At 44.9% G+C, this 17,295-nt stretch carries 23 protein-coding genes; 5 read left to right on the forward strand and 18 right to left on the reverse strand.

Translation table 11 applies throughout. The features are described from left to right. Positions 1–62: 62 nt before the first annotated feature. The gene (locus MKX80_RS17645) at positions 63–188 is read right to left on the reverse strand and encodes a hypothetical protein (protein WP_268343101.1); all 126 of its coding nucleotides are present in this window, start codon (positions 186–188) and stop codon (positions 63–65) included. Next, a complete protein-coding gene (locus MKX80_RS17650; RefSeq protein ID WP_339228602.1) occupies positions 188–3,235 on the reverse strand; it encodes a phage tail tape measure protein in 3,048 nt (1,015 codons plus the stop codon). The genes MKX80_RS17645 and MKX80_RS17650 overlap by 1 nt, the downstream gene beginning before the upstream one ends. Here MKX80_RS17650 and MKX80_RS17655 point away from each other — a divergent pair. Next, positions 3,165–3,491: a hypothetical protein gene (locus MKX80_RS17655; protein ID WP_339228621.1), complete on the forward strand. Its 327-nt coding sequence runs from the start codon at positions 3,165–3,167 to the stop codon at positions 3,489–3,491. The genes MKX80_RS17650 and MKX80_RS17655 overlap by 71 nt on opposite strands. Here MKX80_RS17655 and MKX80_RS17660 read toward each other — a convergent pair. From MKX80_RS17660 to MKX80_RS17710, 11 genes are all read right to left on the reverse strand, one after another. Then, on the reverse strand, positions 3,481–3,819 hold the full coding sequence (locus MKX80_RS17660; RefSeq protein ID WP_268343174.1) for a hypothetical protein: 339 nt from the start codon (positions 3,817–3,819) through the stop codon (positions 3,481–3,483). The two genes, MKX80_RS17655 and MKX80_RS17660, sit on opposite strands and share 11 nt — an antisense overlap. A gap of 59 nt (positions 3,820–3,878) precedes the next feature. After that, positions 3,879–4,505 (reverse strand): hypothetical protein, encoded by a 627-nt coding sequence (locus MKX80_RS17665; RefSeq protein ID WP_268343175.1) that lies wholly within the window; start codon positions 4,503–4,505, stop codon positions 3,879–3,881. Positions 4,506–4,517: 12 nt separating this feature from the next. Then, positions 4,518–5,003 carry a hypothetical protein gene (locus MKX80_RS17670; protein WP_268343176.1) on the reverse strand — a complete coding sequence of 162 codons (486 nt, stop codon included), beginning with the start codon at positions 5,001–5,003 and terminating at the stop codon, positions 4,518–4,520. After that, positions 5,000–5,350, reverse strand: a complete 351-nt coding sequence (locus tag MKX80_RS17675) for a hypothetical protein (RefSeq protein WP_268343177.1) — start codon at positions 5,348–5,350, stop codon at positions 5,000–5,002. Before MKX80_RS17675 ends, MKX80_RS17670 begins: the two co-directional genes overlap by 4 nt. Beyond that, on the reverse strand, positions 5,347–5,733 hold the full coding sequence (locus MKX80_RS17680; protein ID WP_268343178.1) for a hypothetical protein: 387 nt from the start codon (positions 5,731–5,733) through the stop codon (positions 5,347–5,349). Before MKX80_RS17680 ends, MKX80_RS17675 begins: the two co-directional genes overlap by 4 nt. A gap of 688 nt (positions 5,734–6,421) precedes the next feature. Next, a complete protein-coding gene (locus tag MKX80_RS17685; protein ID WP_268343180.1) occupies positions 6,422–6,652 on the reverse strand; it encodes a helix-turn-helix transcriptional regulator in 231 nt (76 codons plus the stop codon). 65 nt (positions 6,653–6,717) lie between these two features. Then, positions 6,718–7,530, reverse strand: coding sequence for a hypothetical protein (locus MKX80_RS17690; RefSeq protein WP_065643659.1), 813 nt, complete (start codon positions 7,528–7,530; stop codon positions 6,718–6,720). A gap of 242 nt (positions 7,531–7,772) precedes the next feature. Further along, positions 7,773–8,270 (reverse strand): hypothetical protein, encoded by a 498-nt coding sequence (locus tag MKX80_RS17695; protein WP_234025550.1) that lies wholly within the window; start codon positions 8,268–8,270, stop codon positions 7,773–7,775. A gap of 644 nt (positions 8,271–8,914) precedes the next feature. Next, positions 8,915–9,457 (reverse strand): hypothetical protein, encoded by a 543-nt coding sequence (locus MKX80_RS17700; RefSeq protein WP_268343181.1) that lies wholly within the window; start codon positions 9,455–9,457, stop codon positions 8,915–8,917. Beyond that, positions 9,444–9,791, reverse strand: a complete 348-nt coding sequence (locus MKX80_RS17705) for a hypothetical protein (RefSeq protein ID WP_339227289.1) — start codon at positions 9,789–9,791, stop codon at positions 9,444–9,446. The genes MKX80_RS17700 and MKX80_RS17705 overlap by 14 nt, the downstream gene beginning before the upstream one ends. Beyond that, complete coding sequence (locus MKX80_RS17710; protein WP_268343183.1) at positions 9,788–9,985, reverse strand: hypothetical protein; 198 nt, start codon at positions 9,983–9,985, stop codon at positions 9,788–9,790. The genes MKX80_RS17705 and MKX80_RS17710 overlap by 4 nt, the downstream gene beginning before the upstream one ends. A gap of 108 nt (positions 9,986–10,093) precedes the next feature. On the opposite strand from MKX80_RS17710, the gene MKX80_RS17715 reads away from it, so the two are divergent. Further along, a complete protein-coding gene (locus tag MKX80_RS17715) occupies positions 10,094–10,324 on the forward strand; it encodes a helix-turn-helix transcriptional regulator (protein ID WP_048350433.1) in 231 nt (76 codons plus the stop codon). Then, positions 10,314–10,502, forward strand: a complete 189-nt coding sequence (locus tag MKX80_RS17720; RefSeq protein WP_017474975.1) for a hypothetical protein — start codon at positions 10,314–10,316, stop codon at positions 10,500–10,502. Before MKX80_RS17715 ends, MKX80_RS17720 begins: the two co-directional genes overlap by 11 nt. A 50-nt stretch (positions 10,503–10,552) precedes the next feature. On the opposite strand, the gene MKX80_RS17725 is transcribed toward MKX80_RS17720, so the two are convergent. Further along, a complete protein-coding gene (locus tag MKX80_RS17725; protein ID WP_268343185.1) occupies positions 10,553–10,894 on the reverse strand; it encodes a DUF1433 domain-containing protein in 342 nt (113 codons plus the stop codon). A gap of 52 nt (positions 10,895–10,946) precedes the next feature. Between MKX80_RS17725 and MKX80_RS17730 the strand changes: the two genes are divergently transcribed. Both MKX80_RS17730 and MKX80_RS17735 read left to right on the forward strand, forming a co-directional pair. Continuing rightward, the gene (locus tag MKX80_RS17730) at positions 10,947–12,377 is read left to right on the forward strand and encodes a lipase (RefSeq protein WP_268343186.1); all 1,431 of its coding nucleotides are present in this window, start codon (positions 10,947–10,949) and stop codon (positions 12,375–12,377) included. An 11-nt stretch (positions 12,378–12,388) separates the two neighbouring features. Then, a complete protein-coding gene (locus MKX80_RS17735) occupies positions 12,389–12,721 on the forward strand; it encodes a hypothetical protein (protein WP_268343187.1) in 333 nt (110 codons plus the stop codon). A 1,091-nt stretch (positions 12,722–13,812) separates the two neighbouring features. Here the strand turns inward: MKX80_RS17735 and MKX80_RS17740 are convergent. From MKX80_RS17740 to dapF, 4 genes are all read right to left on the reverse strand, one after another. Continuing rightward, positions 13,813–14,547, reverse strand: coding sequence for a helix-turn-helix domain-containing protein (locus tag MKX80_RS17740; protein ID WP_268343189.1), 735 nt, complete (start codon positions 14,545–14,547; stop codon positions 13,813–13,815). Positions 14,548–14,712: 165 nt separating this feature from the next. After that, the gene (locus MKX80_RS17745) at positions 14,713–15,759 is read right to left on the reverse strand and encodes a tyrosine-type recombinase/integrase (protein ID WP_268343191.1); all 1,047 of its coding nucleotides are present in this window, start codon (positions 15,757–15,759) and stop codon (positions 14,713–14,715) included. A gap of 146 nt (positions 15,760–15,905) precedes the next feature. After that, positions 15,906–16,271 carry an iron-sulfur cluster assembly accessory protein gene (locus MKX80_RS17750; RefSeq protein ID WP_020452825.1) on the reverse strand — a complete coding sequence of 122 codons (366 nt, stop codon included), beginning with the start codon at positions 16,269–16,271 and terminating at the stop codon, positions 15,906–15,908. 74 nt (positions 16,272–16,345) lie between these two features. Next, the gene (dapF, locus tag MKX80_RS17755; protein WP_182070124.1) at positions 16,346–17,203 is read right to left on the reverse strand and encodes a diaminopimelate epimerase; all 858 of its coding nucleotides are present in this window, start codon (positions 17,201–17,203) and stop codon (positions 16,346–16,348) included. Positions 17,204–17,295 lie beyond the last annotated feature (92 nt).

Here is a 17,295-nt window from a genome sequence, read left to right on the forward strand (position 1 = left end):
AATCCGATTTTATGTATACGAGCACCTACGAACTTATACGTAGGAGCCCGCCAAAAGTACCGTTATCTCTCAACTTGCTCGGTTTCATTGCGAGGCGAAGGAGATGACGGATTAAATTCACGCGTTGTAATCCCGAGCTTTTCTAAATCGTAAACGGTGCCGTTTAATTTCGTGATTTCTACGTCCATTAATCGAAATACCTCCTTACTAGTGCGTCAACGGCGTTGCCTTCGTTCACGTGCGGACGTACTAGCTGACCGACACGCTCGCCGTCCATTTCGATTGTCATACCATCAAGCGACTGTTCTAAGCGATTAATGGCCGCGGCAATCATATCGTCACGTGAATTAACGTCGATCGTGCCGCTTACTGCTGACGATAGCGTGCTACGCAATCCGTTAGGCGTTGAATGTGCGATAGCAACGTCTGGGCTGTACGAATATCCACTCATATCGACCAAAGCCGCGTTTGCCATTTCGTCGGCTGCCGCTCTTACTGCGCCGATATTTCGTTCGATACCGACCGCAAGACCCATCGGCAGGAATTTACCGATTTCATCGCGGAATACACGTGACGGCGAGTGGATTCCGAGCAGCGACTTAAAGTTGCCCGTAAGGCTGTCTACGAATCCGCCAACTTTTTGGCCGATCCAATCTTTCATGGAATTTATTCCGTCCCAAAGCCCCCGGATCAAGTCAGCCCCCGCCTTGAACAGCTCCTTTTTATTATCCAAAATGGTCTGACCAAGCTTTACGACGAGTTCAAGACCCATCTGTAATAGTTGAGGTAAAATTTGAATTATGCCGTCAATCAAAGCCAAGAGGATTCGCACCCCAGCCTCGATAATCTTTGGTAAATTTTCAATCAACGCCCCGGCAAGAGCAACGATTAATTTTAGAGCTGCCTCAACTAGACTAGGCAGCATCTTGATAATCCCGTCGATTAGGGCTATTAAAAGTTTTATCCCTGCATCGATAATTTTCGGTAAATTCTCTATCAATGCGGTAGCAACTGCAATGATTAAATAAATAGCCAAACCTATGAGTTGCGGAAGGATGCTTATAATACCATCGATCAAGCTAGTTAAAATTTGAATTCCAGCCTCAATAATCGTTGGCAAGTTTTGTATGATTGTTTCTATAATCGTAGTTAGTAATTGAATTGCCGCTTCGATCAACATCGGAAGCACTTGGATTATCCCACTTATCAAGGAATTTAAAATCTGGATTCCGGTCTCGATAATCATAGGCAACAACGTGACTACGGTATTGATTAACGTCGTCAAAATCGTGATAGCCGCTTCGATGATTGTCGGTAAGGCGCTTGCTATCCCCTCGATTAAAGACGTAAGAATCATTACCCCAGCCGCTAGAATCACCGGTATCATTGTGGTAAGCGTCTGAACAATCGTATTTATGACCTGAGTCACCTGCGCAACAATGTTCGGTAATGCTTGCGTAAATCCTTCAAGAAGACCAGTCACGATTTGGAGTCCGGCTTGTAAAATACGAGGCAGATTCGTCGTGATCCCGTTAACTAACGAATTGACAATCTCGGTTGCTTTTTCGAGAATTGTCGGCATGTTCTGCTCCATGCCTTGCGCAATCGCCGGTAAAAAACGGGCGCCTGCGATAATCAGCCCAGGTATGCCTCCAATCAACATACCGATGATATTCGGTATGAATTCCGCTAATCCCGAAAAGTCTCCGTTAAATACGTCTGTGATCGCCTTCTTTAAGTCATCAAATCCGCTTCTGATTAACGCGAGCCCTTTTACGATTAAATTCGCGACCGATTGCGGCAGCAAATTGTGAAGCGCGATTGATCCTTTCGTAAAATCTCCGGTTAATGTCTCAGCCACGCCTTTAAATAGCGAAGACATTGTCTTAATGGCCGGAGTAAGCATCTGGCTTATTATGATAGCGAAATCAGATGCCTTCTTTTTAATAGTATCGAAGTGTTTGTACGTTAAATAAATCGCAGCTCCTAATGCTACAAGCCCAGCTATTACTGCCGCTGTTGTTCCAACTATCGGTAAAAGCGCAGGGGCTAACTTTAGCGCAAACAGTTTCATCAATGCGAAACCTTCAATAATCCCCGGAATCATGCCGACAAAAAATAGAAACGGACCTATTAACGTTGCTACAACCGCTAATAACGCACTAAGAACTGCTATTACGGTTTTTGCTGGCTTAGGCAGCTTATTGAACTCATCGACTAAGAACTGAAGCCCTGAGGCTATTACCTTCAGCGCAGGCAGTAACTCATTACCAATTGCGAGTGCCGCTCCTTGAAGAGCAGATTTTAAGATTATTAACTGCCCTTTAAGGTTTTCTAGCTGCTTCTTCGCGATTTCTTCCGCTGTTCCGCCGCTGTTTTCGAGTTCTTTCGTGAATTTTTCGATTTCTCCTTGTCCGGCCTTCATTAACGCCAACATAGCCGAAGACGCTTCAACGCCGGAAATCCTCGAAATGGCCGCAAGACGATCGGCCTCGCCCATGTCTTTCGTTGCTTCCGTAAGCTCTCCGATAATTTGCGCCAACGGCTTCATGTTGCCTTTCGCATCTTCTACCATGACGCCTAGATCGTGGAGTTCTTCTCGTGCGGCTTTCGGCGGTCCAGCTAAACGCGTCAACATCCGACGAAGTGACGTACCGGCCTGCGTTCCCTGAATACCGGCGTTTCCGAGCAATCCGGCCGCAGCCGCTACGGATTCAAGCGACTGTCCCGACGCGTGTGCAATCGGCGCAACGTATTTCATCGTATAGCCGAGCATCTCTAAGTCCGTATTCGAGTTCGTAAACGTCTTCGTTAACACATCCGCAACTCTAGCCGTCTCTTTCGCCTGCAATCCGAATCCGGATAGGATATTCGACGTGATATCCGCTGTCGTAGCGAGATCAGTCTGTCCGGCAGCCGCCGTCGCCAATAGACCCGGCATAGCTGCGATAATTTCATTCGTCTTGTAGCCGGCCATCGCGAGAAACTGCATCCCTTCGGCTGCCTGAGTCGCTGTAAATGCGGTAGTCGCTCCGAGATGTTCCGCTGTCTGCGTCATAGATTCGAGCTGCTTTCCTGTCGCACCGCTTAGCGCCCCAACCCGGCTCATTGCCGATTCGAAGTCCGCGGTTGTCTTGACGACTGATCCTATCCCAAGTGTCATTATGCCGCCAAAAACTGAAGCTGCTGTACCAGTCGCTTTTAACGCCCCGCTCGCTTTATTCATCGAATCCATGACCGATTGTCCAGAACGGCTGGCCGTCTGTGCCGACCGACTTGTTCTTGTTAGCCCTTCCGAAGCGACTGCCGCCGCACCGGCAACTCCGGTCATTGACGAAGACATTCTCGTCGAGGACGTCGTCATGGCGTTAGACATAAGCGAAGTAGATGCACGGATCGACGCCATCGAAGTCCCGAGCCGCGACATCGTAGACGAAAACCGGTCAACCGCCGTAATAGTAAAGCGTATATTGCGATCGCTCACTCGTTAACCTCCTTTCTGGCTATTTCACTGAAGAGGCGGACGACTTTTGCCTCTAAGCGCTTAGCCTCAGAGGTTTCTCTGCGGCATAGGTGGTCGAATCCTTTGCCGAGCGTTTCAAGATACTCGATATACAGATCGACATGCTCCTGATCGCTTCCGGAAAATACCATACGTTTTAGTTTGCGCGCGTTACGATTTGCTAGATTCCTAGCGCGTTTCACTTCTCTTAAAAACGCTGGCCCATAACTCATCTTTTCAATTTTTGGGTTAATTTCTTTTTCGAATTTTTGGTTTGCTTTCGTCATTATCGAGTTTGCTTCGTGCAGACTGTTCATTTTTCCGATCCCCTTTTCTATAAATAAAAAAGGCGCCTCAACCAGAGGTGCCTTTTGCCTTATTCGATTCTCCCGTGTTCCCATGCCCGCTTTACTTCATCCCGAAAAATTCCGTATTTATTTGAACCATTATCGCGATAAGTATAAATTGGATGATGGACTGATAGGCCCGGTTCATTTTGCTGCGCAATGTGGTCGGGTACGTCTATCTCTTGTACAAGGTCATAATATTTTTTCTGACCGTCGGTAATTAAAAGGTCATAGTACGACTTGGCCGCCTCAAGATATTCTTGCTTCGCCTTTGCAATACGTTTCAGCACCTTTTCCTCATTAGCGTCTCTGTTTGCTCGAATTTCATCTCGAGCCATCTCTAAAATTTCAAGTTTAAGACTGCTTGTTTTACCACTATTCAAGCCGAAAACGACATTCTCGCGCTCTTTAGCCCCGTTTAACTCTAGCTGTAACTCGACAACCCTCCGACGTGCTTCTCTTTCTTTCGTCCTGTTCGCATCAGAAGGATTGTCCGCCAGTTCCGCAATAGCTGCCTTTAGATCGGCCTCAGCTTCCGTCAATTCATCCGCCACTTTTGCATTATGCCCGCGAATTTTCTCCGAGCTGCTTGTCGCCTTTTCTTCTAGCTCCTTCAATTCCGTTATTTTTTCCTGTAGCTGCTTAGAAAATTTCACCTAACCGTCTCCTTATCGAATGATTTTTTGAGAATTAAAAAAGAGATCGCGAAATATCTGCCATCTCCCTTTGACCGTCTTATTTTGTTCGAGTGAATCTAACGCATTGTCCAATGTTGATACTTCCTGCCATGTCGCGTCATCGCCGCTGAAATCCGCAGAGGCCAGCTCGTGAGATGCGAACCGTTTCAGCATCCTGTTTGTCGTCTGACATAATACTAGGTGCAACGGCTCATCGATCCCCATTGTTTCAAAGACGACCGGTTGTAACAAAGGATGGTCGACGATTACCTTTAGCGATATTACACCCTCGATCTTAGACACCGATCTCAGTGCCCTTTGAAGCGCGATATGCCCACAGTAAGACATGTCGTTACGTCGTTTCCCTAAGACGACAAATGTGCCGGCAGCCTTCTGGCCTTCGAAGTTGTGAAGCGTATAGGAAAAGACCGTCTCACGGCCGTCGCTGACCTGTGTTAAATAAAGCGTGTAGTTCATTCGACTTCCCTACTTTCTAACGCCTGGATACGTGTATCGATACGCATCAATTCCGCCGCCTCACGGCCTGATCCGGCGTATCCTCTGTAGTTCGCTTTCTTTTCCCCATACAGTCTCCGGAGTTCCTGCGCGGACATTCCTTCGTATGGATCTGAAGGGCGACCGGCCTCATAGTCGCCGTTTGAAATTTGCGAAGCCAGGTCCGTGACTGCTCGCTTGGCTTCCCGGTACTCGGATTCGGTAACTGTACGAGAAGGTTTTAGCGTCCCTTCGTATTTGATCACCGTTTGTTTCGCATTAATTAGCTGCCTTTCCAGCTCTGCCCTCTCTTCTTTCCATCCACTCATTCGAAATCCCCCTCATTTCTGATCGCTCTTTCTTCTTTCAATAGTTCGGCCTCATACTCGTAAACCGGCGTTTTTACCGGCCCCTCTATTACAAACGCGTCCTTTGCCCCGTAATGATAGGCCGAATCTGTCGCCGAATTGAACAACTCCCGGCGAAATTCAAGGTCGGTCAACTCGTCACCCCGGCTTACGGTAGAAAACACAATCAAACAGCCGTCACGATCCGTCACCTTATATGTGCCTTTTTCTAGGTTCAGTTCGATAAAAGTAACACCACCGGGCAACAGGTCCGTGAAGCCGCCGCCTTTTGGCTCGCGAATATATGTCGTTTCTGCGGTGCCGTAGTCTCCGTAATGATCGAACATTTTTAAGACACAGAACATGCCGGTTCCTCCTTTTCATAAACGATTTTCGCCTTTTCCTCATAATCCCAACATTCTAGCACCGCCCGAGAGACGTTTAGATCACGGATGCGGCCGGACGATCGACGCAGGATCTCCCCGGTTTCGGCGTCTACCGTAAGAGCTTCGGCAGGCCTAACGTATATCAGAACGTCATACAAAACTAACTCCCCTTCCGATACAAAAATCGAATTCTAATAGTAATATAGCTGAGTGCCGTTTTTTGCATTTATAAAGCCTGTCATATCAACGTTTACGGACGTCTAAATCGTCATTCTTTTTCTCTGTCTATCACGATAATCACGATTCCTTCGCCGGCTATTTTCCTTTTCATTTTCAACCGCACATCCAGCGCAGTATTGTTGCCGGTTACTTCTGCGTTCGAACCGCTGGCCGCAACGTTTGCAATTTCCCGCCCAGTTCGACTTGTTCCGTAACGGATGATCGGCCGGTAAGTATTCGAGATACTCCCGCATTAAAGCCGGCTCTGCGGGCAGAACGTTTCGCATAAAGTACGGACAGATATTCCCCTGTATTGAATCCGTTTTGATTTCAACGGTACACAAACCGCAACGCTGAAGGTCGCAGGCGCCGCCACTTTTATAGTTGGCGCAATGATTTCGGGCTAGACGGCCGAGTTTGCTTCGTGTCGAGTTAATCTTTCGCTGATTCATTTCACAACCTCCGTTTGCGCGTAGAATTCAAGCAGACTAATCACTTTTGCCGGATTAAGGCTCAATTTGTCAATTAATCTCCTGGAGACTTTTGGAGTGATTTTTCGCTTTCCGTTTTCAATCATGCAAATAAAAGCCTCAGAAACACCTGTCAAATCTGCTACATCCTTTTGTGATAGCCTATAAATTCGGCGAATTTTTAAAACCTGATCACCGGTCAATTCCATGCTTTCGGTCCCCCTTTGTTAACTTTTCTTTACTAAGTGCCGAAAAAAAAGACATAAAAAAAGCATTAGCCAGAATGACTAATGCAAGATTGAAAGAGATACAACGCGCCCGTACCCCTCTCACTATATTCGTGTTTTTTCCCGTTTGAATGATAAATTTTAAGGCCCGATGCAATATTCACCGAAAAGATACCTGGGCTCTCACCGTCTATGAATTTTTCATACTCTGACTTCTCTTCCCCGTCGCTCTCAACCTGACCAAATTTTATATCACCCGACTGCTTGGCTTTTGTATCTCTGCGGGGAGAATATGGACGGTTTCCGTCTGACTCTCGCTTCCCGTATAATTCTATTTGATCGGTGAAAACAAGGCGGACTTTGTCCTTTTGACCGGCATTTTCTTCGCGGTTAGGGAGATATCCGTCGCGCTTGGGAGCCAAGTATGTGCAGGTCCTTTTCAACCGTTTATCCGCGTCTCTTTGTTCCTGTCCACAAGCGTCGCTGCAATATTTCTTTTTTCCAAGGCGCCGAAAAACATTGTTACAATTCCAGCAAGCACACACTCGATAGCCTTCCGGAACCTCTGAGGGCATGGGCGGCATATACTTTCGCTCTTCCTGCTCCCACTCTTCCCGGGTCCGTTCTTTTATTTGAAGCCGCTCGATATTTTCGTGGACTTTGACGAACAGATCGGTAATAAGTTTCATTAACTTCGGCGCCGATTGCAACGGACTTTTTCCGGAAGCCTGGACGTATGCCAAAAGCGCTTCATCCACTTCGCGATTCAGGCGTGCGGCATCCATAAATTCGGAGTTGACTTCGATTTTCCATCTATTTATTTTTTGTTCAAGCTCTTTCTTTGGATTAACTTCTTTCACCTTGTTTCCTCCTTCCTTATTTAAAACATTGCAATCGTTCGCTCACACTCACGCTTGCGGATGTTCATTTACTCGCGATATATCTTTTAATAAAAATATCCGCGCGAATGTATATGAGCGCTATTATTTGTTGGTATATTTAACGTTGGTATGTTTCTTTTGGTATGTTTACTCGGATATCTAATGACCCTTTGCAAACGTACCTCTAATGTCTGTATCCAAACAGGCATCTAATGCATGTATCATTCATAAACGGACGGATCGGGGACTATTTCCTCCCCTTCCTCGGAGACAATATAACCGTCATCACTGATCCGCGGGCAGAAAGAAACGAAATACCACTTATATCGTTTTGTCCCTATCCATACGTCTCTTACCTCGAGAAGGAGCCCATTCGCTAATAGAATATCTACCAGTTTCTTTATCCGGCTTTCTGCGATCCCCAGCTCAGACGCTATCTTTTGTCTTCCTGGAAAGCTTGCACCAAAACGATCGTTTTCATCTCCATTTTTTAGGATATAGGTGCCGTCCACATACGAAAGTAGATAAAAATAAAGCGCAATTACGTCCCGGATTTGAAACTTACGCTGCGTACGACCGACAGAAGAGTTATAATCGTCTATGATTCTCGGAAAAACTTTACGCAAAAGGTCTAGGTTATACATTTCATAATTATCGTGAGATAGTAATTCCTGTTTGTTGTTCGGAAGTTTTTTCTTTGGTTCGTTGATTTTATTCAACCTCTTCACATCCTCTTCATTTTTTTTAATAACACAGATTTCTATCCTATTTATAGTTGCGAAATGACTTTCCGAGCCGGACATACGTCCTTACATATAACTGCGAAAGTAATTGGCAATATGGCAAGCACAAGTAACGGTGATCATCCCCTTGAGAACTATCCAGAATCTATTTTTACCGCCTTCTTTAATTCATTTGAAAACCACGAAACACTGAGAACAAACTGACTTTCGAGTAAAGTAATTTTGTTTTTCATTTTGTGCTTGACAATCCTCCTTTTTGTGATTATAATTGCAATAGATAATATAATGGGTGACCTTTAAACTAAAAAAGTTTTCACCCGTACTTAAATAGATTCGAATTGGAAAAGAAGCCTATGTCCGTCGAATCTAAAAAAACATTTATTTTTTCGCACCCGGAAACCCATTCGGCCCCGGATGCGTATAGTCTATTAGATTAATATCGGTTATTAAATTCAAATGTTTAGTGTTTTAATCAAATTATTTTCGATAATTTTAAAGACGGATTTAGTTGTTCCCGCAACTGTTCGTCTTTTTTATTTCCCATCCAAATAAAGCATCGACGTATCTTACCCCCTCTTTATTAACTGCGAATATACTTTTATAAACGGACGGTTCATGGGTTATATATACGGCACAAGGGCGCGTTCCAACTCGGTCCTTTCCTTCCTCAACGCAGACCTTTCGTTGTGCAGCCGTTTGTTTTCGGCGCAAAGCTGGGCCAGCCGCCTTTTTATTTGCAGCTCATCGTCACCGGTGACCTCTATTAAAGCCAGCCGACGTCTAGCAATCTCGTAACTGTTCGAATGGAACTCGACCTCAACCTCGCACCATTTGCGATGAACTGCGTCTCTTTTCGCAATTAAGGCGTTACGTGTCGCTTCTTTCAACGACTGTAAGACGTGATCGGACAAAGCGTGCGGAGACTGAAGCGCATAGTCCGCCGGGAAAACATCTAAGATCGTGCCATTTTCCGCAATGACAAGGCGCACCTGTTCGCGAGGATTATCATAAACGGACTGGCTGCCGCTAGTTGATTCGAGAGTCCAGACGAATGAGGCGCCTTGAGCATACTTCGGTAATACGTTTTGTGCCTGCGCTTTTGAAAGGCCGAGGCGTGTCGTTGCTTTTTTAACTACCGCTTTAGAAACGTTAAATTTCTCCATAGTTTTCCCTCCCCAAATTAAAGCCAATCCGAACGAAATCCGTAAATGACATGCCTGCAAGTTCAGAAACATCGATTTTGCGGAGGTCTGCGTCGACCTTTGAAGTGTCTACCATAAAAAACCGAGGATGGTTGTTTTCATAAAGATGGAATCCATCGCTCCTTTTTTCTAATCGGCCAGTATCGTAAAACACCAGCCCGTCATCCGAGCATGTTCCTATGACATCAGCCGCAATTAACCAGGCGTCAGAGATTTCGTGTATTTCCTGTTTTGTATCGAATGTTTCCCCGTGATAATGCAGCTTTACTGCTTGCGGTTGAAATGTATCCATCATGCCGACTGCACCTCCTCACCGAATAGTTCTCGCGCTGCCGTGACGCCGATTTCGGCGCAGCCTGCGAATGCTCTCCGGGACACTTGCGGCAAGAGTTCAGCGAATTCCTCCGGATTTAAGTTAACGAATTGTTCTGTTCCTGAAATGTACACATTGAACCATCCCACAACAGTTCGAACATAACGAATTTGCATTTGTATTCCTCCTCGAGATTTTGTTACGCTTTTGAGTACCACCTTAGTTAAGATTATATGGTACGCTATTACGTAAAGTCAAGAAAAAAATACACTTGGAGGGCAAAAATGAAAAAAGTCAGTGTGAATATCGGAGAAATCTTGGAAAAAGAAAACCTTTCACTTAGAAGCCTCGCTGACAAATGCGGAATCAGACACGCTGCGCTTAGCGAATTGATTAATGGGAAAAGACAAAATATTAATTTTGGACATATTGAGCGAATCGCCAACACTTTTAACATTGAAGATATCAATGAAATTTTAAGTTTAGTTGAGGTAGAAGAAGAAAATGATGTTTGAAGAAGAAAAACAAGAGTGGCTTCTTTTTAAAGAAAGGAAGTTAAACGTCCGAGTGTTCAAGGTTAATTCTACATATGAGGTGCATGCATCGATTATTGGAAAAGGTACATACACAGCTCGCGGCCTTGAAAAATGGTCGACTATTGCGGAAGCTATTGAGGGCATTAACAAAAAGTAAATACACAACATTAGAAGAAAACAAAAGCCCGACTCGATTGAGCGGGCTATCTATTTTTCAATTTTAGTTTTTTCGATCTCATCATCATAGATGGTATAGGACTGTATCTCCTTATTAGGAGGATCATATATTCCTTGGATTTTACTTTCCTTATCTCCGTTTAAATATCCTTCTACCCTGATACCCCCCATCGGACTTATGTAGTAGTCGTCAGAAAAACTAACATCTTTAACGCCTCTGTAATTTTCATACAAAAACTTCTCCATATGTTCTTGAGCTTCTTTAACAAAAGCAATCTCTTTTTCTTTTTGATCATGCTGATACTTCATAATAAATCCTCCAACTGCTATAATTATTAAAATAAGGATAATTATGTACTTTTTCTTTTTCAAAGAAACCAACCCTTTCATACCCTAATTTTACAAAAATAAAGAGGCGATGTATATGACCAACGACATAAAAGTGCCAAATGTATCAGATAAAACTTATTTCATTCTTAATAGAGAGGCCTACGACCGCGAGCGGTTGGACGATCTAATGAAGTCTGGAAAACCAATACAAACCGAAAAGAATTCGTATTGGTACGTAGAAAAAATTAAAAGGGATAATGATACAGGACTCGATGCGGTTGTTGTATCGCAGGGCAAAAAAACAAAAGACGGCAAGTGGGTCAAATCAGATAATCCAGAAAACGTTGTCGTAGCCTTCGCGGGAACGGATCCTAAGAGCCAATTCTTCCAGGATGTTATTGACGCTGACGGCGGGAACGTTGTAATGGGAATTGACCCGAAAAAGAAGGAACACTACATAGTCGAAAAAGATGCGAAAGACACTTCTAAAACACTCGGAAAATATAACGGAACTCCGACACAAGACTCGATGCTTAGCACCGGTAACTACAAATTAATTACAAAAACGTCCCAAATCGGGCAAGCTGACGACTTGGTGCGGGAAGTTAAACAAAAGTATAAAGGCACCTCGACAGTTATTTCAACAACCGGACACTCGCTCGGCGGCGCAGAGGCTGAATATAGCGCGGTCAACAACAATGTCTATGCCGTAGCGTTTAACAGCCCTTCAATCGTCCACCTACACTCTGAGGAGCAGCAAAAGAAAATTAATAACGGTGAATATGACCGATCCATAAAATCGATTATCAACCCGGATGATATGGTCGGGGCCGGCTGGTGGGACGAATATGACCGGCACAATGGAACGACAATTTATACGAAGGACCCTGAATTATCAAACGCGGTGCGCGAGGCGAGAATGCAGGGCGATGTATTCCAACAAATCGGGCAAAACGCTGGGTATTTCTTTCAGACCGCAATCTTAGGAATGCCTGATACGCATTGGGTCGGGAGTAATAACTTCGCCTTCGACAAAAACGGCAACGTTCAAAATATAGAGGGCGATGAGCTCGTTTATGACAAAAATTTAAAAGCGATGCTCCCACCTGAAGTTGCATCCGGAAGTGGCGCAATTAAAGTAACACCCGCAGTTGCCAAACAGCTCGCGCAAAAAGTAAATGCGATTATCAACGATCTGCGGACGATGAAACGGGAAGCCGAAAACGCTTATCAGGAACACGACGCCGAGATCAACGACCTGAAACATGATACCTACCGTCAAGTCGGCCACGGTTTATACGACAAGCTGACACTCGAAGATGTAAACAATACGCTGAAAAACCTGGCGAAGTCGTTTGACAAAAAAGGCAATCCGCTCTTTTACGATGTTCATGCCGAAAAAGCGTACATCGCCTCATTACAAAATACGATTTCAGATTTAGAAGACATCAGCGGGTACCTTGCTCAGATCGCAAAAGATTTTAAATCAAAAGATAAAATGCTGGCAAGCTGGCTTAAGCTTTAGGAGATGACATGATGGAAAATTTCGATCAACTGGCTTCACTCAACAACTTAAACGGTAATGAAGAAGATACGCTCTTCATACGGCGCAATCAGCTTCAAATGCTGAAAACGGGCATGAGGGTAACAGCCGCAACTAAGCTTGAAGGCATTAAAACGACGCTAAGACCGAAGTTTAAAGTAGACGATATACAAAAAGAAATGAACAGCGTCTATTCATCACTTCTCTACAGCTTCGAAGGAAAAGCGCAGCAGGCGCTTGCTCAGCGAATCAGCCAAAGCGCCCAGCAGCTTATTTCGACAGAAAAGGACGGAGAGAGCTTTGTGAACGGATTTAAGACGAGATAGAGGCGCCAAAATAGGCGTCTTTCTTTTTGCACAATAGCATGGGTCTCCGTGACGATTTAAACGCCCGGAAACGCTGATTGAACGGGCTTTTCAAATGCAGAATCGAAGGGGGCGCTATATTCATATTCAAACGTTGATTTTGACGTCCTAAACCGTCATATCTCTCCGGATTTAAAATTTTGCGAGAAAATTGCTGGCGTCCGGCACGGCTTTTTCCGGTCGGACCTCCCCCGCCCCCTTCCGTTTTTCCGGTCGGAGACGCCGTTGTTTATGCATATCGATGTATTTCGTATTCATTTTTAGTTTACATAATTCCTGCTATCGGAAGTTAATCGATTGCATAAACATTGATATAATAGCGTTTGTGAATCGATTGTTATTCTTCGTTATACACGTTTTTATACACCGCAGTATCGGCGCAGGTTCATGGCGTTTCACAATCGCTTTATTGCAACAAAGTTTTGCATATTGTTAACTCAGTTAAGCATTAAGGGTAGGGGTCGAGGTTTTGGAGGACCTTCTGTCATGAAGCGCGAGGCCGCCGAATTTTATACGCGTAACATTTCGAAACGTAAAAAATCGTAATTATTCCGTTTTTCTTCTATAATACTGTCCGCGGCCCTTTCGATGTTACAACGCGGCCATACGGCTTGCTCGTGCAAAATTTACACAAGTAGACTGAGCGCATTGATGCGTTTGATTGTCGCGATTTGCGACGTTCAATCTATTCCGCTTGGAGGAACGTTTCGAACTCCGCCAATAGCCCAACGTTTTTAACGCGATTTTCACGGGCTTTTACCGTCCATGCGGCTTGTCGGAAGCTAGCGTATAGGTAGTCGTCAAAGCGTCTAATTTCTGCTTGTTTCGTTTAAGAATCGCAGCATGCCACGCTTCAACGAATGGTTGCGCTCTATAGGAATAAAAAAGGACGCAGCGATTAGGTTAATTCAGCGATATGAATTGATTAGCGCAAAATGCGCTGAACAAGCCGATCTGCTCGAAGACCTTCCCGTCTCGCTAACGTACGAAATCGCACGCCCATCCGCAGAGTCAACCGAACCGAAACGACGTCCTGTCCTTCTAGTTACCGGTTAGGAACACGTCAGCTCATCAAAACGCGTTTCATATAGACGGTCTAACATCCGATCCAGCACGCCGTTATAATAGCCGGCAAGATTCTGAATACGCTTGCGCTTTGTCGCAACGAACGTCTGACGCACCGCATACAAGCCGATTTCTTCGAGCGTTCTGGAATCATAGGCGCCCTTTAAATACGACGTATGTGCGAGGTAAATACCGTATAGCCGATTCGTTAGCTTCCGATCGCTTACAAACGATTCGACCGTAGCTTTGAACGCACTATACGTATTACGTAGTAATTTATTTATGCTTTTAGAAATAACAGCTTCGCCCGTGCTTTTCGGCGCGGCGGTCGTTGTCTCCGTTGGCTTGTCCGATGTCGAACGGGGTTGCATTTGCGGAGTAGCATCGCCATTGTCAGCCGGCAAAATCACGTACATATTGGCGCCGTGACCGCCGGACACCGGCCGGAATTTCGTTTCCTTGCGGATGATGCCGCAGGCTATTAGCCGCTTAATTGCCCGGATAACTGTGGTACGGTGTCGGCCGATCAAGTCCGCGATCGATTGCAGCTTCAAATATGCGACGCCTGGCGTTTTGCAGGCATGACGCGACAACACCTTCAGAACCTCGATAGCGGCAGGCGTTAGGGCGGATTTATTGCGGTATATATGCGTGCGGATGGCGCCGTTAAGCTCGTCCACAGAACGAAAAGACGCCATTTTAGCGGATTCTTTCGTGTACATTCGGTTTTCTCCCCTTGGAGACGTACCGACCCTTATCGGAAAAGAAGGCGCATTCAAATAAGCGTTGACTGGAACGCTTTTTTTCGATAGGATAGACGAAGGGTTAGGACGTTCTATCTATCGGATTTATTTCCGACGGGTGGTCGTCTTTTTTTTGTGTGTTTTTTATCTTAATTTAGTTCGAAATTTCTTTATGGGCGAAAACTGTTCATGTTTGATCCGAACATCCTCAGGCGTCATCTGCACATATCGACGCGTCATTGCAATGGAGCTATGGCCGAGCAGACGCATTAATGTATAAGGATCTCCACCGTTTAATATATAATTTCTTGCCGAAGTATGGCGCCATGTATGCGCAGTCGTTCGTATCTCTTTACTTACGCCCGTAATATCCCCATAATATTTCAAACGTTTATTCATCTGTGTGTCCTTGACTTCCTCACCATAAACCGACAGAAACACCTTCTTCGCGTAAGGAAAGTGCGCTTTATTCTCATCAATTAATTCATGGAGTAATTTGATTGTCTCTGCTGACACCGGAACAATTCGCGTTCTTCTGTTCTTATTAAAACGGCCAGCCAGCTCAATAGACCTAGTTTTTATATCGATGTCTTCTGGAGCAATTGACAGCAATTCATTAATCCTCATCGCAGTATCTAACAGACACCATTGAAAAACATAGTCACGGAAACCGACGTATGTACGTTGATCACACGCCCCCAATAATGCCTCGATTTGCTCATCTGTGAAAGATTCGATTTTATCCTCATCTTCCTTTTGACACCGAATATTATCCATTGGATTTTTACGAACGAAGCCTTCTTTATACCAAAAATTGAACGCAACCTTTAACGCTCGTATCCGCATGTTTATTGTGGTGGTTGAGAGTCCTTTGCCTTGATCATTTTGTATGTATTTATGGCCTTTAAACCGCGGGGCTTCGACAGTTAGATAAAGGATATAGTTGCGGCATATTTCTGTAGTAATTTCGTGCACATACTTAGCGTTATAATTCTCCTCGTATAGCCAATCCGTAAAATATCTCCACGTATTCGAATAATCTGTTTGCGTACGTTCCCGAATTCCTTCGCCAATTTTTGCGCTCATGAAGTAGTTAAACGCCGGGGCTAGCTCCATCGGTTGGATATTGCTAGGCGGGTTCGCACGCTTATCAGCCTTCCGTCTTCTTCGAATTATTCGTTCTTCTGACAAAATAAAAACGCCTCCTAACGTACGGTTAAATACGTAAAGAAGCGTTTTATAAACGAGTAGATATGCGATTTCCAAAGGGTTATATACGTAATCCTGTTCGGGATAAATACGTAACCCCTTCGTCTAACTTATCGATTCACTGAACGTCAGCACTCTTCAGGCTTCCCTGCATTCACTGCGGTTCTGAATGATGATCCGCAGCCGCATGAAGCGATGGCGTTTGGATTATCGATGGTGAAGCCTCCGCCCATCATCGATTGTTTAAAATCAATGACCGTACCGTTCATGATATCCAGGCTTTCTTGGTCTACAAGCACTGTAATTCCATGCTGGACGAATTCATTGTCGTCTTCGTTTTTTTCGTGCTCAAACCCCATGCCGTATGACAGGCCGCTGCATCCGCCGCCTTTTACTCCGATTCTCAAAAATGCGTTCTCCTCTTCATGCTCTTTCATCATATCCTTGATATGAAGAGCAGCCGCTTCCGTGACCGTAACCGTTTTTTCGCTCATAACATTACACCTCCTAAAAGCTCGTGTGTACCTTTATTATAAAGTCGTACGTCCGATTTCTCAAACAGACCGACTCATGATATAAAAAACTCGCCTTCACATACCGTTTCAGCTGGTCCCGTCATCATGACGCGTCCATCGTTTTTCCAATTAATAATCAAATCGCCTCCAGCGAGATGGACGGTAATGTCCGTGTCCCGTTTGGAATAGCCGTTGAGTATCGAACTCACTGCGGCTGCGCAGGCGCCTGTTCCGCAAGCCTGGGTAATTCCTGAACCCCTTTCCCATACACGGAAATGGAGTTCTGTCTCGTTTTCGACTTCAACAAATTCTACATTAACCCCTTCCGGAAACCTTTCATCTTTTTCAATGAGCGGTCCCATCGTCGTCAATGGCGCTTTTTCAATATCGTCTAAATAAAAGACGATGTGGGGATTGCCCATGGATACAGCGGTACCTTTCATTTCACGGCCGCCGAATATCATCTTTTCATTGATCGTCTGCGAACCCTGTTCACCCTGCATCGGCATATCTGATTTGAGAAGGCGCGGTTTGCCCATATCGACCGTAGCCGATACAACTTTTCCTTCTTTCACCTCAACCTCTGCCTTTACCAAGCCTGAAAGGGTTTCAATTAAAAAGGATGTTTCCTTCACCAGTTTATGTTCATACGCGTATTTTGCAACGCAGCGCAAACCGTTTCCGCAGTTTTTGCCTTCAGATCCGTCACTGTTGAAAATCCTCATTTTAACCGGCGCCCGCTCTGAAGGACAGATGAGAATCATTCCGTCTGAACCGATTCCGGTGTAAACGGAAGACACTTTGACGGCCAAATCTGACAACAGCTCCTCAGGGAGATGTTCTTCAAACTGATTGACGTATATATAGCTGTTTCCTAAGCCGTGCATTTTAGTAAAACGAAAAGAATTCATAGCCGCCTCCACATTTTTTTCTTTCTTCTAGTATAAAAGCTGAAAAGGATGGATACAATATGGCTATCCCCCGTTTTTCATACATAAAAGCT

It is taken from the genome of Bacillus sp. FSL K6-0972, assembly GCF_037976035.1.
In the GTDB taxonomy this organism is placed as follows: Bacteria; Bacillota; Bacilli; order Bacillales; family Bacillaceae; genus Bacillus; species Bacillus haynesii.

Excerpts from the sequence above, each read along its gene's own strand:
- MKX80_RS17735 (WP_268343187.1), top strand. The coding sequence starts at position 12,389 with ATGGAAAATTTCGATCAACTGGCTTCACTCAACAACTTAAACGGTAAT.
- MKX80_RS17750 (WP_020452825.1), bottom strand. The coding sequence starts at position 16,271 with ATGAGCGAAAAAACGGTTACGGTCACGGAAGCGGCTGCTCTTCATATC.
- MKX80_RS17655 (WP_339228621.1), top strand. The coding sequence starts at position 3,165 with ATGCCGCCAAAAACTGAAGCTGCTGTACCAGTCGCTTTTAACGCCCCG.
- MKX80_RS17700 (WP_268343181.1), bottom strand. The coding sequence starts at position 9,457 with ATGGAGAAATTTAACGTTTCTAAAGCGGTAGTTAAAAAAGCAACGACA.
- MKX80_RS17670 (WP_268343176.1), bottom strand. The coding sequence starts at position 5,003 with ATGAACTACACGCTTTATTTAACACAGGTCAGCGACGGCCGTGAGACG.
- MKX80_RS17715 (WP_048350433.1), top strand. The coding sequence starts at position 10,094 with ATGAAAAAAGTCAGTGTGAATATCGGAGAAATCTTGGAAAAAGAAAAC.
- MKX80_RS17710 (WP_268343183.1), bottom strand. The coding sequence starts at position 9,985 with ATGCAAATTCGTTATGTTCGAACTGTTGTGGGATGGTTCAATGTGTAC.
- dapF (WP_182070124.1), bottom strand. The coding sequence starts at position 17,203 with ATGAATTCTTTTCGTTTTACTAAAATGCACGGCTTAGGAAACAGCTAT.
- MKX80_RS17720 (WP_017474975.1), top strand. The coding sequence starts at position 10,314 with ATGATGTTTGAAGAAGAAAAACAAGAGTGGCTTCTTTTTAAAGAAAGG.
- MKX80_RS17685 (WP_268343180.1), bottom strand. The coding sequence starts at position 6,652 with ATGGAATTGACCGGTGATCAGGTTTTAAAAATTCGCCGAATTTATAGG.
- MKX80_RS17650 (WP_339228602.1), bottom strand. The coding sequence starts at position 3,235 with ATGGATTCGATGAATAAAGCGAGCGGGGCGTTAAAAGCGACTGGTACA.
- MKX80_RS17740 (WP_268343189.1), bottom strand. The coding sequence starts at position 14,547 with ATGTACACGAAAGAATCCGCTAAAATGGCGTCTTTTCGTTCTGTGGAC.
- MKX80_RS17680 (WP_268343178.1), bottom strand. The coding sequence starts at position 5,733 with ATGTTCTGTGTCTTAAAAATGTTCGATCATTACGGAGACTACGGCACC.
- MKX80_RS17675 (WP_268343177.1), bottom strand. The coding sequence starts at position 5,350 with ATGAGTGGATGGAAAGAAGAGAGGGCAGAGCTGGAAAGGCAGCTAATT.
- MKX80_RS17730 (WP_268343186.1), top strand. The coding sequence starts at position 10,947 with ATGACCAACGACATAAAAGTGCCAAATGTATCAGATAAAACTTATTTC.
- MKX80_RS17645 (WP_268343101.1), bottom strand. The coding sequence starts at position 188 with ATGGACGTAGAAATCACGAAATTAAACGGCACCGTTTACGATTTAGAA.
- MKX80_RS17705 (WP_339227289.1), bottom strand. The coding sequence starts at position 9,791 with ATGATGGATACATTTCAACCGCAAGCAGTAAAGCTGCATTATCACGGG.
- MKX80_RS17660 (WP_268343174.1), bottom strand. The coding sequence starts at position 3,819 with ATGAACAGTCTGCACGAAGCAAACTCGATAATGACGAAAGCAAACCAA.